The 15,489-nt window shown below is 64.0% G+C and carries 19 protein-coding genes; 16 read left to right on the plus strand and 3 right to left on the minus strand.

Annotated features, from left to right (window positions below; translation table 11 throughout):
* The first annotated feature begins 252 nt into the window (after window positions 1–252).
* Both JQ628_RS28760 and JQ628_RS28765 read left to right on the plus strand, forming a co-directional pair.
* Entirely contained in the window at window positions 253–402 is a 150-nt protein-coding gene (locus tag JQ628_RS28760) for a hypothetical protein (protein ID WP_212228255.1), read from the plus strand.
* Window positions 403–681: 279 nt separating this feature from the next.
* Window positions 682–1,194 carry a hypothetical protein gene (locus tag JQ628_RS28765; RefSeq protein WP_212228257.1) on the plus strand — a complete coding sequence of 171 codons (513 nt, stop codon included), beginning with the start codon at window positions 682–684 and terminating at the stop codon, window positions 1,192–1,194.
* Here the strand turns inward: JQ628_RS28765 and JQ628_RS28770 are convergent.
* The 3 genes from JQ628_RS28770 to JQ628_RS28780 all read right to left on the minus strand — a co-directional run bounded on the left by JQ628_RS28770 (window position 1,156) and on the right by JQ628_RS28780 (window position 3,811).
* Complete coding sequence (locus JQ628_RS28770; protein ID WP_212228259.1) at window positions 1,156–1,548, minus strand: carboxymuconolactone decarboxylase family protein; 393 nt, start codon at window positions 1,546–1,548, stop codon at window positions 1,156–1,158. The two genes, JQ628_RS28765 and JQ628_RS28770, sit on opposite strands and share 39 nt — an antisense overlap.
* Before the next feature lie 106 nt (window positions 1,549–1,654).
* Window positions 1,655–2,437 carry a 3-oxoadipate enol-lactonase gene (pcaD, locus tag JQ628_RS28775; RefSeq protein WP_212228266.1) on the minus strand — a complete coding sequence of 261 codons (783 nt, stop codon included), beginning with the start codon at window positions 2,435–2,437 and terminating at the stop codon, window positions 1,655–1,657.
* Window positions 2,438–2,455: 18 nt separating this feature from the next.
* On the minus strand, window positions 2,456–3,811 hold the full coding sequence (locus JQ628_RS28780) for a 3-carboxy-cis,cis-muconate cycloisomerase (protein ID WP_212228268.1): 1,356 nt from the start codon (window positions 3,809–3,811) through the stop codon (window positions 2,456–2,458).
* A 179-nt stretch (window positions 3,812–3,990) separates the two neighbouring features.
* On the opposite strand from JQ628_RS28780, the gene JQ628_RS28785 reads away from it, so the two are divergent.
* From JQ628_RS28785 to JQ628_RS28850, 14 genes are all read left to right on the plus strand, one after another.
* On the plus strand, window positions 3,991–4,437 hold the full coding sequence (locus JQ628_RS28785) for a CoxG family protein (RefSeq protein ID WP_212228270.1): 447 nt from the start codon (window positions 3,991–3,993) through the stop codon (window positions 4,435–4,437).
* A gap of 172 nt (window positions 4,438–4,609) precedes the next feature.
* The gene (locus JQ628_RS28790; protein WP_212228272.1) at window positions 4,610–5,095 is read left to right on the plus strand and encodes a (2Fe-2S)-binding protein; all 486 of its coding nucleotides are present in this window, start codon (window positions 4,610–4,612) and stop codon (window positions 5,093–5,095) included.
* A 31-nt stretch (window positions 5,096–5,126) separates the two neighbouring features.
* Entirely contained in the window at window positions 5,127–5,933 is an 807-nt protein-coding gene (locus JQ628_RS28795) for an FAD binding domain-containing protein (protein ID WP_212228274.1), read from the plus strand.
* Between the two features lie 37 nt (window positions 5,934–5,970).
* Complete coding sequence (locus JQ628_RS28800) at window positions 5,971–6,876, plus strand: AAA family ATPase (protein ID WP_212228276.1); 906 nt, start codon at window positions 5,971–5,973, stop codon at window positions 6,874–6,876.
* 100 nt (window positions 6,877–6,976) lie between these two features.
* Window positions 6,977–8,176, plus strand: coding sequence for a vWA domain-containing protein (locus JQ628_RS28805; RefSeq protein ID WP_212228278.1), 1,200 nt, complete (start codon window positions 6,977–6,979; stop codon window positions 8,174–8,176).
* A gap of 12 nt (window positions 8,177–8,188) precedes the next feature.
* Window positions 8,189–8,512, plus strand: coding sequence for an XdhC family protein (locus JQ628_RS28810; RefSeq protein WP_100417369.1), 324 nt, complete (start codon window positions 8,189–8,191; stop codon window positions 8,510–8,512).
* Between the two features lie 2 nt (window positions 8,513–8,514).
* The gene (locus tag JQ628_RS28815; protein ID WP_212228285.1) at window positions 8,515–9,216 is read left to right on the plus strand and encodes an XdhC family protein; all 702 of its coding nucleotides are present in this window, start codon (window positions 8,515–8,517) and stop codon (window positions 9,214–9,216) included.
* Window positions 9,213–10,817, plus strand: a complete 1,605-nt coding sequence (locus JQ628_RS28820; protein WP_212228286.1) for an NTP transferase domain-containing protein — start codon at window positions 9,213–9,215, stop codon at window positions 10,815–10,817. The genes JQ628_RS28815 and JQ628_RS28820 overlap by 4 nt, the downstream gene beginning before the upstream one ends.
* An 86-nt stretch (window positions 10,818–10,903) precedes the next feature.
* The gene (locus tag JQ628_RS28825; RefSeq protein WP_212228288.1) at window positions 10,904–11,296 is read left to right on the plus strand and encodes a DUF4189 domain-containing protein; all 393 of its coding nucleotides are present in this window, start codon (window positions 10,904–10,906) and stop codon (window positions 11,294–11,296) included.
* A gap of 33 nt (window positions 11,297–11,329) precedes the next feature.
* Window positions 11,330–11,740 carry a DUF2000 family protein gene (locus JQ628_RS28830; RefSeq protein WP_212228290.1) on the plus strand — a complete coding sequence of 137 codons (411 nt, stop codon included), beginning with the start codon at window positions 11,330–11,332 and terminating at the stop codon, window positions 11,738–11,740.
* Window positions 11,741–11,874: 134 nt separating this feature from the next.
* On the plus strand, window positions 11,875–12,597 hold the full coding sequence (locus JQ628_RS28835; protein ID WP_249128553.1) for a TetR/AcrR family transcriptional regulator: 723 nt from the start codon (window positions 11,875–11,877) through the stop codon (window positions 12,595–12,597).
* The gene (locus tag JQ628_RS28840) at window positions 12,594–13,382 is read left to right on the plus strand and encodes an HlyD family secretion protein (RefSeq protein WP_212228292.1); all 789 of its coding nucleotides are present in this window, start codon (window positions 12,594–12,596) and stop codon (window positions 13,380–13,382) included. Before JQ628_RS28835 ends, JQ628_RS28840 begins: the two co-directional genes overlap by 4 nt.
* Window positions 13,379–14,323, plus strand: coding sequence for an ABC transporter ATP-binding protein (locus JQ628_RS28845; protein WP_212228294.1), 945 nt, complete (start codon window positions 13,379–13,381; stop codon window positions 14,321–14,323). Before JQ628_RS28840 ends, JQ628_RS28845 begins: the two co-directional genes overlap by 4 nt.
* The gene (locus JQ628_RS28850) at window positions 14,320–15,486 is read left to right on the plus strand and encodes an ABC transporter permease (protein WP_212228296.1); all 1,167 of its coding nucleotides are present in this window, start codon (window positions 14,320–14,322) and stop codon (window positions 15,484–15,486) included. The genes JQ628_RS28845 and JQ628_RS28850 overlap by 4 nt, the downstream gene beginning before the upstream one ends.
* The last annotated feature ends 3 nt before the right edge of the window (window positions 15,487–15,489 follow it).

Genomic DNA, 15,489 nt, shown 5'->3' on the forward strand with positions numbered 1-15,489 from the left:
ACGCGGCGAGGGCCCCCGGCAGCCTTTGATCGTCGCGTCGTGCCGTTTTCTAACAGTTGGAACCCGGGCGCGGCAACAGCGCGGGCTGCGGCTTAAACGTCTTGTGCATAGGTAGTTTGGACCCGGTTCCGATTTGCAACAGTCGCAGCGCGCACTGCCACAGAAAGGCCGCGGAGGAACCCATGTTCCAGAGCAACCAAACTGATGCGCGTCTGTTGAGACTGGTTAAGTCAGAACAAGGGAGATTTCCGAATGAGCGGACAGAATCAGAACCCGGGTCAGCAGAACCAGAATCCGGGCCAGAAGCCTGGTCAGCAACAGGGCGGCGGCCAGAAGCCCGGCCAGCAGCAGCAGGATCCGGGCCGTCAGGGTCAAAAGCCCAATCCGGGTCAGGATCGCTAGTTCGGACTGAGCGAGAACAAGGGAAGCCCCGCCGAGAGGCGGGGCTTTTCTTTTGGGCAATTGCATTCTCTCTTTGTCATCCCGGCGGGGCCATCTTTTTCGAAGAAGACGGATGGCCGGATCAAGTCCGGCTCATCACGAGTCTGCCAGTCGTTACCGTCCAGGCCCGGCCATTAAGGTAAACAAAGGGTTTAAATTGCCGCGCCGTCTTTACGGGAGTTACGTCTGCCCAAACCGCCGCTCCCGGCAGGAGTGAGGCGGAAAACAGCGGGAAGCGGCATGTCAAACTGGCGGCTCAGTTCTTTCAACGGCGCGCTGCTGGCGGCCTATTTCATTCCGGCCTGGACCATCATCGCCTTCGCGATCATGATCTCGCCGATTCATGCGCTCTATGAGCGGCCGAGCATTTCGGTCGCGTTGTTCATCAGCGATCACCTCCACATGAACGGTATGGCGACCGTGCGCTTCGCCTGGCTGCTGGCGCTCGGCCGGATGACCGTGGTGGCGTTCTTCGCGATCTTCCTTGTGTTCATTTCCCGGCCGAAGGTCCGCCAGAGCGGCGGCTGCGATGAGGCGCTCGCGATGGCGCTGGGTCTCGGCAGCCTGATCAGCTTCGCCAGCATGGTGATGGCCTCGCAGGTCGGCGAGACCGCTGCGATGCGGCTGCATGCCACCGAACTATTGCTGATGCTCGGCACCGCGATCGTGCTGGCCGTTGAGCGGCCTGTGCAGCCGGAGGCGGCCAAACGCGAACTACCCCTTCAGCAACCCCAGCTCATTGATAATCGCTAGCGCTTCCTTCGTAGCGTGATTGGCGGCCGGCACGCCGCAATAGATCGCCTGCTGCAAGATGATTTCCTTGATGTCATCGGGGGAAAAACCGCCCTCGGCGAGCGCCGCGCGCACATGCAGGCGAAACTCGTCCCATTGCCCGAGCGCGATCATGGTGCCGATCACCAGCACGCGCCTGGTGCGATGGTCGAAATGCGGCCGCGTCCAGATATCGCCCCACGCATAGCGCGTGATCAGATCCTGGAAGTCGGTGTTGAACGAATTCCGGTTGGTGAGCGATTTGTCGACCCATTCGTTACCGAGCACTTTTCGGCGCTGGGCCATGCCGTCGTCGCGGCGCCTGTTGTCGTCCATTCGTCTCTCCTCCGGTCCTTGCGAGGAGCGAAGCGACGAAGCAATCCATGTCACCACACAAAGAAAGATGGATTGCTTCGCTTCGCTCGCAATGACGTGGTTAGTGTTAGCGTTGCGTCAAGAATCCGACGACCGCCTCGGTGAAGGCGTGCGGCTGTTCGACATTGGAAATATGCGCGGCGTCCAGCAGCGTCATGCTCGCGCCGGGAATCTTGCTGCGGATGAGTTCGGCCGCCGACACCGGCGTTGCCGTGTCGTGGCGTCCGGCGATCACCAGCGTCGGGCTCTTGATCCTGGGCAGCAGCTCGCGCTGGTCGAGCGTGCTCAGCGCCTCGCAGCAGGCGAGATAGCCCTGCACGGGCGAAGCCAGCAGCATCGCCTTCATGTTGGCCGTGACCTGCGGCTCGCGTTCGCGGAAATCCGCGGTCAGCCAGCCGGCGATGACGGTATCGGCAACAGCAGCGATGCCGCCTTCCTTCACCGCCTTGATGCGGTTGTGCCAGTTGGTCGGGTCCGCGTAGTAGCAGGCGGTGTTGGAGAGGATGATCTTGCCAAAGCGCTCCGGTGCGTTGGCGCCTAGCCATTGCCCGACCATGCCGCCCATCGACAGGCCGCACCAATGCGTCTTCTCGATGTTGAGATCGTCGAGAATCGCCAGCACGTCGCGGCCGAAACGCTCCATCGAGTAGGGGCCGGGCGGGACCTGCGACTTGCCGTGCCCGCGACGATCATAACGGATGACGCGGAATACCTGCGTTAGCGCCGGCATCTGCGGCTCCCACATTTGCAGCGTGCAGCCCAGCGAATTCGACAGCATCAAGGTCGGCCCGCCATCGCGGCCTTCGACGGATACGTTGAGCAGGCAGCCGTCGGCGTCGATCATGGGCATGTCAGGTGTCTCCGAATCCTATTTGTCGTCGAGCGAGGCGAGCAGCCGGTCGATCAGCGCTTGCGAAGCGCCCTGATAGGCCATCGGCTCGAACAGTTTTGCAAGCTTTTCCGCAGCTAGATTCGCCGTGATTTTTGCATCGGCCGTCACGACCTCGCGCAGGTGCTTCTTGTCGGCGACTGCCTTCTTGCTGGCAGCCTCGATCAGATGATGCGCATCGCTCTTGCCGATCTTTTCCGCCAACGCCATCGATACGGCTTCCGCCAGGATCAGCCCGCCCGTCACGTCGAGATTCGCCCGCATGCGGGCCGCGTCGACTTCCAGCCCTTCGGCGATGTCGACGATGGCCGCGAGGGCGCCGGACGTGACCAGCATCAGCGTCGGCAGGGTCGGCCATTCCGCATGCCACGGTCCGGCGCTGCGTTCGTGGTCGCCGACTTGCGCCGCAAGGATCGTTGCCGCGAGGTTCGGCGCCATCGTCGCCGCGGCGAGCGCGCCGGCGGCCGCCACCGGATTTCGCTTGTGCGGCATGGTGGACGAGCCGCCGCGGCCTTCGCCCGCGGGCTCAAAAGCCTCGGCGACATCGGTCTGCATCATCAGCGACACATCGCGCGCGATTTTGCCGCAGGTGCCGGCGATGATGGCAAATACAGAGGCGGCTTCCGCGATGCGGTCGCGATGGCTGTGCCACGGTGCTTCCGGCAGCGGCAGCTCGAGCTCCTGCGCGAGTTTTTCGGCGACGACCAGGCCCTTGTCGCCGAGCGCGGCCAGCGTGCCTGCGGCGCCGCCGAATTGCAGCGCCAATGCCTCGCCGCGCAACCGCTTCAGCCGTGCCCGCGAGCGATGCAGCGCCGCGGCATATTCGGCAAGCTTCAGCCCGAACGGCATCGGCAGCGCATGCTGTAGCCAGGTGCGCGCGACCACCGCCGTGTTGCGGTGCTGCCGCGCCAGCTTGGCAAAGCCCGCGATGGCGCGATCGATATCGCCGAGCAGCGCATCGATACCGGCGCGCAGCGTCAGCATGGTCGCGGTGTCGATCACGTCCTGGCTGGTTGCGCCCCAATGCACGTAGCGCGCCGCCTCCGCGTCGATCCTGGCCACATTGGCGGTCAGTGCCTTGACCAGGGGAATGGCGAGATTGCCGGAGCGGGTCGCGGCCTCCGCCAGGTGAGCCGCATCGAATGATTCGGCCTTGCAGGCGCTTGCGATCGGACCGGCCGCGGCTGCCGGGATGATGCCGGCCGCCGCCTCGGCGCGCGCCAGCGCGGCCTCGAAAGCCAGCATGTTTTGCAGGGTTGCCGCATCGTCGCAGACGGCGCGCATCGCCGCGCTCGACAGCATCGGTGCGAGGAGGGGGGAGAGGGACGTGCTCATTGCGCGCGACCTAACCACCCCGGCACCTCCCTGCCAATCCCAAACCATTCACGCGGAATTGTTGCGCTGCGAATATGCATCGGCGGTCATCCAAATGATGCCCTTCCTTTTGGGCCGACCGTGCTTTACTGGGGGCAGTCGAGTGACGTGATCTTGTCAGTGATTTGGAGGCTCCACCCATGGCCATGACGATGAACGGCGAAGTCCAGCTTGCGGCGCCGCGCCAGGCCGTGTGGGACAAGCTCAACGATCCCGAGGTTCTGAAAGCCAGCATCCCCGGCTGCGAGGAGCTGGAGGTGACGGAAGACCAGGGCTTTCGCGCCACGGTGAAGGTCAAGGTCGGGCCGGTGTCGGCGCGCTTCAAGGGCAAGGTCACCTTGAGCGATCTCGACCCGCCCAACGGCTACAAGATCACGGGCGAGGGCGAAGGCGGCGTGGCCGGCTTTGCCAAGGGCGGCGCGGATGTGGCGCTGTCGGACAAGGACGGCGGTACGCTGCTCACCTATAATGTCGAGGCGCAGATCGGCGGCAAGCTGGCCCAGCTCGGCCAGCGCCTGATCAACGGCTCGGCCAAGAAACTGGCCGACGAGTTCTTCGCCAACTTTGCCAAAGCTGTGCAAGGCTAAGGGCGGTGCAGGGCTAGCCTCCGGCGAAAGTCCCGGTAAGCCGCGGCAGGCCATGCCGACAATGGATGGCTGGCGAGGTTGCTCATTACCGGGAGGGCCCATAATATGACGATTGGAATGATTTTAATCCCCTGTTTGGCCGATATGCGGCCGGACAGATAAGAGAGTGCTGATGGCCAAGATTTCCATGATCGTGAACGGCAACCCCGTTAACGCCAACGTCGACCCCCGTACCCTGCTGGTCCAGTTCCTCCGCGAAAACCTGCGGCTGACGGGCACCCATGTCGGCTGCGACACCTCGCAATGCGGCGCCTGCGTCGTGCATCTCGACGGCAAGGCTGTGAAGTCGTGCACCACGCTGGCGGTGATGGCTGACGGCCATGAGGTCCGCACCATCGAGGGGCTGGCGGCTGACGGCGCGCCGCTTCATCCGATGCAGGAGGCGTTTCGCGAGCATCATGGTCTGCAATGCGGCTTCTGCACCCCCGGCATGATCATGACCGCGGTCGATCTGGTGCACCGCAAGGGCCACGATCTGTCCGACCAGGTCATCCGCGAAGAGCTTGAAGGCAATCTCTGCCGCTGCACCGGTTACCAGAATATCGTCGTTTCGATCGCCGCCGGCGCCAAGGCGATGGCGAAGTCGGACCTCGCGTAAATCAATCGCGACCTGCGATCAGGAAATCCTCATGTACGAATTCAAATATCATCGTCCCGGTACCGTCAGGCAGGCTGCCAATCTGCTGGCCAAGAACGAGGACGCCAAAGTAATCGCCGGCGGCCATACGCTGGTGCCGGTCATGAAGCAGCGGCTGGCCAGCCCGCCGCATCTGGTCGATCTCTCCCACATCGAAGGCCTCGATGCGATCGAGATGAAGGGCCGCTCGCTGGTGATCGGCGCCACCGCAAAGCACGCGGACGTCGCCAATTCCGCGATCGTTGGTGAAGCGATCCCGGCGCTCGCCGAGCTCGCCGGCATGATCGGCGATCCCGCGGTGCGCCATAAGGGCACCATCGGCGGCTCGCTCGCCAACAACGATCCGACCGCGGATTATCCCGCCGCCGTGCTGGCGCTAGGGGCCACCATCGTCACCAACAAGCGGCGGCTGAAGGCCGAAGAATTCTTTCAGGGCCTGTTCTCGACCGCGCTCGAGGCCGACGAGATCATCACCAAGGTGATGTTCCCGCTGCCGAAGAAGGCGGCCTACATCAAATTCCGCAACCAGGCCTCGCGCTACGCGCTGGTCGGCGTGTTCGTCGCCAAGCGTCCGTCGGATGTGCGCGTCGCCGTCACCGGCGCGGGCTCGGACGGCGTGTTCCGCGTCGCCGCGTTCGAGGAAGCGCTGAAGAAGCGTTTTTCGCACAAGGTGCTCGACGGCCTGACGGTGCCGGCGGAAGGGCTCAACAGCGACCTGCACGGCAGCGCCGAGTATCGGGCGCATCTGATCTCCGTGCTGGCGCGGCGCGCGGTGGAAGCCGCGACCGCAAAAGCCTGACGTTCTCTCATCCTACCGAAGCAAGACTGGCTGTCCCATGAGTGCATCGGCGTTACCAAAATCCGTCGATGCGACGCTGGAGCTTCTCGCCTCGCGCGGCTATCTGGCGGAGCGGTCGCTCGCGACCGTGACCTATCTTTCGCTGCGCATGGGCCGGCCGCTGTTTCTCGAAGGCGAGGCCGGCGTCGGCAAGACCGAGATCGCGAAAGTATTGGCGGCGGTGCTCGGGCGAAAGCTGATCCGCCTGCAATGCTACGAGGGTCTCGATGTCTCTTCGGCGGTCTATGAGTGGAACAGCGCCGCGCAGATGATCGCGATCCGCCTGTCGGAAGCATCGGGCGAGACCGACCGCGACCAGCTCTCGTCCGACATCTTTGCCGAGCGCTATCTGATCAAGCGGCCGCTGCTACAGGCGCTGGAGCCGGATGTGGCTGGCCCGCCGGTGCTGCTGATCGACGAACTCGACCGCGCGGATGAGGCCTTCGAGGCCTATCTCCTCGAAATCCTCTCGGACTTCCAGGTCACCATCCCCGAACTCGGCACGGTGAAGGCGCCGGCGCCGCCGATCGTCATCATCACCTCCAACCGAACCCGCGAGATCCATGACGCGCTCAAGCGGCGCTGCCTCTATCACTGGGTGGACTACCCCTCTGCCGAGCGCGAGCTTGCGATTGTGAAATCGCGCGTGCCAGGCATCTCGGCAAAACTCTCCCAGCAGGTCGTGCGCTTCGTGCAAACGCTGCGCGACCAGGACTTTTACAAGTCGCCGGGCGTGGCCGAGACCATCGACTGGGCCACCGCGCTGTCCGAACTTGACGCGCGCTCGCTGACCCCGCAGGTGGTCGGCGACACGCTGGGGGCGTTGCTCAAATATCAGGACGATATCGCTCGCATGCAGGGCGATACGCTACAGAAGGTTTTGAAGGAAGCGACGAGCGACTAGTCGTCATTCCGGGGCGCACGCAGTGCGAACCCGGAATCCGGAGATGACGGCGCGAGATTCCGGGTTCACGCTTCGCGTGCCCCGGAATGACGAGGCACCGATGGCGATCAACCACCTCAACGCCCCCACCGGCAACATTGCCGACAACGTCGTCGGCTTTGCCCGCGCGCTGCGCGCCGCCGGCATTCCGGCCGGGCCCGGTGCTGTCATCGACGCCATGAACGCGCTGCAACTGGTCGACATCGGCATCCGTGCCGACGTCTATGCGGCGCTGGAATCGATCTTCGTCACCCGTCACGAGCATGCGCTGATCTTCGCACAAGCCTTTGACCTGTTCTTCCGCGCCACCGAGGAATGGAAGAGCATGCTGGACTCGGTGCCGCTGCCCGATCACGCCAAGAAAAAGCCGCCGCCGGCCTCGCGCCGGGTGCAGGAGGCGTTTGCCCAGCCCTCGATGCGAGACGACGTCCCGCAGGTGCAGGAGCAGGAACTGCGGCTGGCAGTATCCGACAAGGAAGTCCTGCAAAAGAAAGATTTTGCGCAGATGACTGCGGCCGAGATTGCCGAAGTCACTCGCGCGATCGAGAAGATGAGGCTGCCGCAGGCGGAATTGCGCACCCGCCGCTATCAGCCGGATGCGCGCGGCTTGCGGCTCGACATGCGCCGCACCCTGCGCGGGTCCTTGCGCACCGGCGGCGACATCATCGACATCCACAAGCTCGGGCGGATCGACAAGCCGGCGCCGATCGTGGCGCTGCTCGATATCTCCGGCTCGATGAGCGAATACACCCGCCTGTTCCTGCATTTCCTCCATGCCATCACCGACGCCCGCAAGCGCGTCTCGGTATTCCTGTTCGGCACGCGGCTGACCAATGTGACGCGCTCGTTGCGGCAGCGCGATCCGGACGAGGCGTTGGCAGCCTGTTCGTCCACGGTCGAGGACTGGGCCGGCGGCACCCGCATCGCCACCTCGCTGCACACCTTCAACAAGATGTGGGCCCGCCGCGTGCTGGGGCAGGGCGCCGTCGTGCTGCTGATCTCCGACGGGCTGGAGCGCGAGGGCGACGAAAAGCTGGCTTTCGAGATGGACCGGTTGCACCGCTCCTGCCGTCGCCTGATCTGGCTCAACCCTTTGTTGCGCTACAGCGGCTTCGAGGCCAAGGCGCAGGGCATCAAAATGATGCTGCCGCACGTTGACGAATTCCGCCCGGTGCATAATTTGAGTTCAATCGAGGGACTGATCGAGGCGCTTTCCGCGCCGCCGACCCACCAGCGCAGCCAGATCCGCCCCGCAGCCTGAACGAGGTTTGCCATGCTCAATCGCGAAGAGGATATCCTGAAGGCGGCCGAAGACTGGCAGAAGGCCGGCCACGGGGTGGCCTTGGCGACGGTGGTGGAAACCTGGGGCTCGGCGCCGCGGCCGGCCGGCTCCAGCCTCGTCATCAACGATGACGGTACCTTTCTCGGTTCGGTCTCGGGCGGTTGCGTTGAAGGTGCGGTTGTCACCGAGGCGCTCGACGTGATCGCGAGCGGCCAGCCAAAGATGCTGGAATTCGGCGTGGCGGATGAGACCGCCTGGAATGTCGGGCTGTCCTGCGGCGGCACCATCCGCGTCTTCGTCGAGAAGGTTGGCTAGCCGTGAAGCTCGAAACCCTCAAAGAGCTTAACACCGAACGCGCCGCGCGGCGGCCCGTGATCATCGTCACCGACACGTCCAATGGCGAGCAGCGGCTGGTGAAAGCCAGGGATTTTTCTACCGATCCCTTGCGTGCCGAACTTGCAAAGCAATTGCGCATGGGCAAGAGCGGCAATGTCGAGGTCGGCGGCAAAAAGCTGTTCCTCAATGTCTACGCGCCGACCGCAAAGCTCGTCATCATCGGCGCTGTCCATATCAGCCAGGCGCTGGCGCCGCTGGCGCGCGCGCTGGACTACGACGTGACCGTCGTCGATCCCCGCACGGCCTTCGCCAGCCCCGAGCGCTTTCCGGATGTGCCGCTGATCGCGGAATGGCCCGACGTCGCGCTGCCGCCGCTCAACATTGATCACTACACGGCTTTCGTGGCGGTGACGCACGATCCCAAGATCGACGACCCGGCGCTGCTGCACGCCTTCGAGCGCGATTGCTTCTATATCGGCGCGCTTGGCTCGCGGAAGACGCATGCCAAGCGGGCCGAGCGCCTGCGGGCGCAGGGTGCGAAGGAAAGCGACATCGCCCGCATCCATGCGCCGATCGGGCTTGCCATCGGCGCGGTCTCTCCTTCCGAGATCGCAGTCTCCATCATGGCCGAGATCACGGCGCAGCTACGTTTGCCTCCAAAAGAAAAAGAAGAAGCGGCATGAAGTTCGGTCCCGCCAGTCCGGCTGACGCGATTGGCGGCGTCACCGTCCATACCCTTCGCCAGGGGGCGCTGGTGCTGAAGAAGGGCACCACCATCGGTCCTGCGGAGGTCGAGGCGCTCGAGAAGGCCGGCGTCAAGCAAATCGTTGTGGTGCGGCTGGAGGAGGGGGACGTCTCCGAAGACGTCGCCGCCGCCAGCATCGCGCAGGCCGTCGCGGGCGAGGGCGTCAATGTCGAGCGCGCCTTCACCGGCCGTGCCAATCTGTTCGCCGCGCGCGCCGGCGTGATGGTGGTGGACCGCGCCGCGGTTGACCGCATCAACGGTGTCGATGAAGCCATCACCTTTGCGACGCTCTCGGCCTTCAAGCCGGTCGTCGAAGGCGAGATGATCGCCACAGTAAAGCTCATTCCATTCGGGGTCGAAGCGAAGCTGCGCGATGCGGCCGTTGCCGCCGCCGGCAAGGACGTGCTGCGCATCGCGCCTTACGTCATCAAGAAGGTCGGTATCGTCTCGACCCTGCTGCCCGGGCTGTCGCCAAAAGTGATCGACAAGACGCTGCGGGTGACTGCGGAGCGGCTGGCGCCGGCCGGCGCTTCCATCATCGCCGAGCGCCGCGTGCCGCATGACGAGGATGAGCTTGCCAAGTCGATCAAGGAATTGCTCGGCCTCGGCGCCGAGCTCGTGATCGTATTCGGCGCCTCTGCCATTGCCGACCGGCGCGACGTGATCCCGGCGGCGATCACCGAAATCGGCGGAGCCGTCGAGCATTTCGGCATGCCGGTCGATCCCGGCAATCTCTTGCTGATCGGCAACGCCGGCGGGGTGCCGGTGCTGGGCGCGCCCGGCTGCGCGCGCTCACCGGTCGAGAACGGCTTTGACTGGGTGCTGATGCGCCTGCTCGCGGGGCTGAAAGTCACGCGCGCCGATCTCACCGGCATGGGCGTCGGTGGCCTGTTGATGGAGATCGTCACGCGGCCGCAGCCGCGCACCGTCCCGGATACCGAAGGCAATCGCAACGTTGCGGCGATCGTGCTGGCGGCTGGCCGCTCCACCCGGATGGGCGGTCCGAACAAGCTGCTCGCCGAAATCGACGGCAAGAAACTGGTGCGGATCGTCGCCGAGCAGGCGCTGGCCTCGAAAGCCACGGAAGTCATCGTCGTCACCGGGCATCAGGCCGAGCTGGTTGAGCAGGCGCTGGCCGGCCTGAAGGTGAAATTCGCTCGCAATCCGGATTTCGCCGGCGGACTGGCAAGCTCGGTCAAGGCTGGCATCGCTGCGGTACCGGAAAATGCCGACGGCGCGATCGTGTGTTTGGGCGACATGCCGCTGATCTCCTCGGAATTGATCGACCGGCTGATCGACACCTTCGCGCCCGACCGCGGCCATCTGATCGCGCTGCCCGTCAGCGAGGGCCGGCGCGGCAATCCCGTGCTGTGGTCGCGCCGCTTCTTCAAGGAGCTGATGACGCTCGACGGCGACATCGGCGCGCGGCACCTGATCGCCAAGCACGCGGAAGCCGTGGCGGAAGTGCCGGTCGAAGGCGACAGCGCCTTCCTCGACATCGACACGCCGCAGGCGCTGGAAGCCGCGCGGCGCGGCTAAGCCGCTAGCTGTTTTCAACCCTCCGTTCACCAAGTGGAAACGTCCCCCCGATAGATTCGCCCGCGGTTGCCTCGGGGGAGGGGATTTTGATTGTTTCGACTGCGCAGGCCCAGCGCCGCGCATTATTCATTTTTGCGCTGACCTTGCTGCTGGCGGGTGCGCGTTTCGTCACCGAGGCTTGGGGCGCGGGGGCCTTTGCAGTCGGCAAATGCGGTGCCTATGGCCAGGCTTATGACTATCCGGCCGAAGCCCAGGCGCGTGCTGCTGCGCTCAAGCAATGCAAGGGCCAGTGCACCGCGCTCACGATGAAGCGCGCCTGCGCCGCGCTCGCCGTCGACATGACCAACCCTTGCGGCCCGCACGGCTATGCCGTGAAGCCAAAAATCTCCAGCTCGCTCAACGCCGCTACGAAGAAGTGTTACGAATACGGCGGCAAGGAATGCGTGATCCGCGCCTGGGCCTGTGACGCCAAGGGGTGACGGCCGACTGTCGTTCCGGCTAAGCTCGCTCGCATGCAGTTCGACACCAAAATCGCGGTCGTGATCCGGACCGACCTGGAAGCCTGGCAAAAACTCAACGTCGCCTCCTTCCTCACCTCGGGCATCGCCGCCGCGTTTCCCGAATGTATCGGTGAGCCCTATGAAGACGGCTCGGGGACAAAATATCATTCGCTGATCGGCCAGCCGATCCTGATCTACGGCGCCGACGGGCCAGCGCTTTCCCGCGCGCTCGAACGTGCGCTGGCGCGCAACGTGAAGCCCGCGGTCTATACCGAGGACATGTTCAAGACCACGCACGATGCCGCCAACCGCGACGCGGTGAGGGCGGTTGCTCGCACGGCTCTCAACCTGGTCGGGCTCGCCATGCGTGCCGAGCGCAAGGTGATCGACAAGATCGTCGATGGCTTGAAGTTTCACAGCTAGCCGGTCGCAGACGACCTGCGGGGTCTCTGCGTAACCATATGAAAACAAAAGATCATTTCTGACGGCGGCGTTGCTCACGGCCATGTGACCGTCAAGTGCTTGATTATGACTGACTAGTCAGTCATAGTTCGTGCATGAAAAAGCCGGATACCAGAACTTCACGCCATCCCGTTTCTGCCCAACCCCGTGCGGCAAGCAGGGCGTCGGCCGCGAAGCAGACAAAGGTCGTCTCGGCAAAATTGCCGCTGATCAAGCTCAACCGCACCGAGCGCGCGGCAGAGCGGCGGCAGGCGATCATCGATGCGGCGATGGAGGAGTTCATCGCGCGCGGCTTTGCCGCGACGCGGCTCGACGACATCGCCAAACGCGCAGGCGTCGCCAAGGGGACGATCTACCTGCACTTCAAGGACAAGGAATCGATGTTCGAGGAATTGATCCGCACGGCGATCGTGCCGCTGGTCGGCCGCATGCAGGGGCCGCCGCCCGCCAGCGGCACGGTGCGCGAGCTGATCGAGGGATTTGCGCTCAACTTCATCCGGGAGGTCGCGACCACGCGGCGCGGCGACATTGTCCGGCTGATCGTTGCCGAGGGACCGCGTTTTCCCTCGATCGCTGACTTCTACTACCGCGAGGTGGTCTCGAAAGGATTGGCCGGCATGCGCGCGCTGATCGAACTTGGCATCGCGCGCGGCGAGATCACCAACAAGAACCTCGCCAGATTTCCGCAAATCATGGTGGCGCCCGCGATGATCGCAGTGATCTGGCAGAGCCTGTTCGAAAAGCACGCGCCGCTCGATGCGATCGAGATGTTTCGCACCCACCTCGATCTGATTTTCGGCGAACGGAGGACGACATGACCTCGTCGCGAATGACGACAAGGCTTTTGGCAGCGCTGGCGCTGGCCGCATTGGTCGCCGGCTGCAACGAAAAGCGCGATCCCGGATTCCAGGGCTGGGTTGAGGCCGACATGATCTTTGTCAGCCCCGACGAAAGCGGCCGGGTGATCAAGCTCAACGTGCGTGAAGGCGACCAGGTGAAGGCCGGCGATCAGCTCTATTCGGTCGACGACGACCTTCAGCTGGCCGATCTCAACCAGAACAAGGCGACGCTCGCCAATGCGCAGCAGACCTATGACCGCGCGGCGTCGCTGAGCAGAACCGGCTCCGGTACGCAAGCAAACCTGGACTCGGCGGTCTCAGCGCTGCGCGTCGCCGAAGCGCGGGTCAACACTTCTGAGACGCGGCTGGCGCGGCGCAGGGGCTTTGCGCCGGTTGCCGGCACCATCCAGCAGATCTACTTCCGCGAGGGCGAGATGGTGCCGATGCAGCGGCCGGTGCTGTCGATCATGCCGCCCGGCAATATGAAGCTGCGCTTCTTCGTGCCCGAGGCCGAACTGCCGAAACTTACGATCGGCGACGAGGTGAAGGTGACGTGCGATAATTGCTCCGCCGACCTCACGGCGAGAATCTATTTCATCGCGACATCTGCGGAATACACGCCGCCTGTCATCTACAGCCTCGATGAGCGCAACAAGCTCGTCTACCTGATCCAGGCGCGGCCGTCGCGGCCCGACAGCCTGCGGGTCGGCCAGCCGATCAGCGTCTATCTCAACGCCAAAATTCCGGTTGCGGACAAGCGATGACCCCGGCACGCACCCCTCCGCCCGACATCGCCATCGATGTCGAGGGCCTGACAAAATCGTTCGGCGGCCGCAAGGTCGTGCAGGACCTGTCGATGCAGGTGAGGCGCGGCTCGATCTACGGCTTTCTCGGACCCAATGGCAGCGGCAAGACCACCACTATCCGCATGCTCTGCGGGCTGCTGACACCCGACAGCGGCGAGGGCACGTGTCTCGGCTACGACATCCGCCGCGACGCCGACAAGATCAAGCGCCAGGTCGGCTACATGACGCAGCGTTTCAGCCTTTACCAGGACCTTTCGGTGCGCGAGAACCTGGAGTTTGTCGCGCGGCTCTATGGCCTGGCGAATGCCAAAGGTGCCGCGCGCGAAATGATCAAGCGGATCGGCCTGTCCGGCCGCGAGGAGCAGCTCGCAGGCGAGCTTTCCGGCGGCTGGAAGCAGCGCCTCGCACTCGGCGCCTGCACGCTGCCCAACCCGCAATTGCTGCTGCTGGACGAGCCCACCGCCGGCGTCGATCCCAAGGCACGCCGCGATTTCTGGAACGAGATTCACGCGCTCGCCGCCGAAGGCCTGACCGTGCTGGTCTCCACCCACTACATGGACGAGGCCGAGCGCTGCCACGAGATCGCCTATATCGCCTATGGCAACCTCTTGGCGCATGGCACCGTGGACGAGGTAATCGCAAAATCGGCGCTGTCCACCTTCACGGTCACCGGCGACGACCTCAATACGCTGTCAGCCGAACTCACCGGCAAGCCCGGCGTCGACATGGTGGCGCCGTTCGGCACCTCCCTGCACGTCTCCGGCCGCGACAAGGCCGCGCTCGAAGCATCGGTCGCGCCATACCGCGACAGCGCGAAGTGGAAGTGGCAGGACAGCGAGCCCTCGCTGGAAGACGTGTTTATCGATTTGATGAATCGCTCGAAGGATAATTTCCAATGAGCGTGACCGCGATATCCGAACAGGCCCGCGGGGCTCCCGAACCTTCGTTCGGCTTCTGGCGCCGTTCCTATGCCATGCTGGTGAAGGAATTCATCCAGCTCCGCCGCGACCGCGTCTCCTTCGCGATGATCGTGATGATCCCGGTGATGCAGCTCCTGCTGTTCGGCTACGCCATCAACACCACGCCGCGCCATCTGCCGGCCGCGGTTCTGTTGCAGGAGGATTCCGATCTCGGGCGATCGATCTTGAAGGCGATGGAGAATACCGCCTATTTCCGCTTTACCCGCGAAGTGCACGATGTCGCCGAGTTCGATGATCTCCTGAAGTCCGGCAAGGTCTTGTTTGGCGTCGAAATCCCGCGTGGGTTCGAGCGAATGGTGCGGCGCGGCGACAAGCCGGCGCTGCTGGTGGCGGCCGATGCCACAGATCCGGTTGCAGCGGGCTCGGCGCTCGGGACCCTTGGCGCCCTGGTGCAGACCGCGCTGGCACATGACCTTCACATTGGCGATCCGCCGGAAATGCCGTTCGAGATCAGGGCCCATGCACGCTACAATCCCGCGGCCTCTTCGCGCTTGAACATCGTCCCCGGGCTCGTCGGCACCATCCTGACCATGACCATGCTGATCTTCACCGCGCTGTCTGTCACGCGCGAGATCGAGCGCGGCACCATGGAAAGCCTGCTGTCGATGCCGATCAAGCCGGTGGAGGTGATGTTCGGCAAGATCATCCCCTACGTGATCGTGGGCTTCATCCAGGCGAGCTTGATCGTCGGCATCGGTGTGCTCTTGTTCGGCGTGCCGATCCTCGGCAGCGTGCTGCTGCTGGCCGCGCTGACCACGCTGTTCATCACGACGAACCTCTCCATCGGCTATACCTTCTCGACCATCGTGCAGAACCAGTTGCAGGCGATGCAGCTCTCGATGATGTTTTTCCTGCCGAGCATCCTGTTGTCCGGCTTCATGTTTCCGTTCGCCGGCATGCCGGTATGGGCGCAATATCTCGGCGAGGGCCTGCCGCTGACGCATTACGTTCGCATCGTCCGCGCCATCATGCTGAAGGGCGCAACCATCCAGAATTTGCAGTACGACACCATTGCACTGATTGCACTGATGTTGCTGGCAATGACGATTGCGGTTACACGTTTCCGCCGTACGCTCGACTGAGGT

It is taken from the genome of Bradyrhizobium lablabi (assembly GCF_018129385.1).
Lineage (GTDB): Bacteria > Pseudomonadota > Alphaproteobacteria > Rhizobiales > Xanthobacteraceae > Bradyrhizobium > Bradyrhizobium lablabi_C.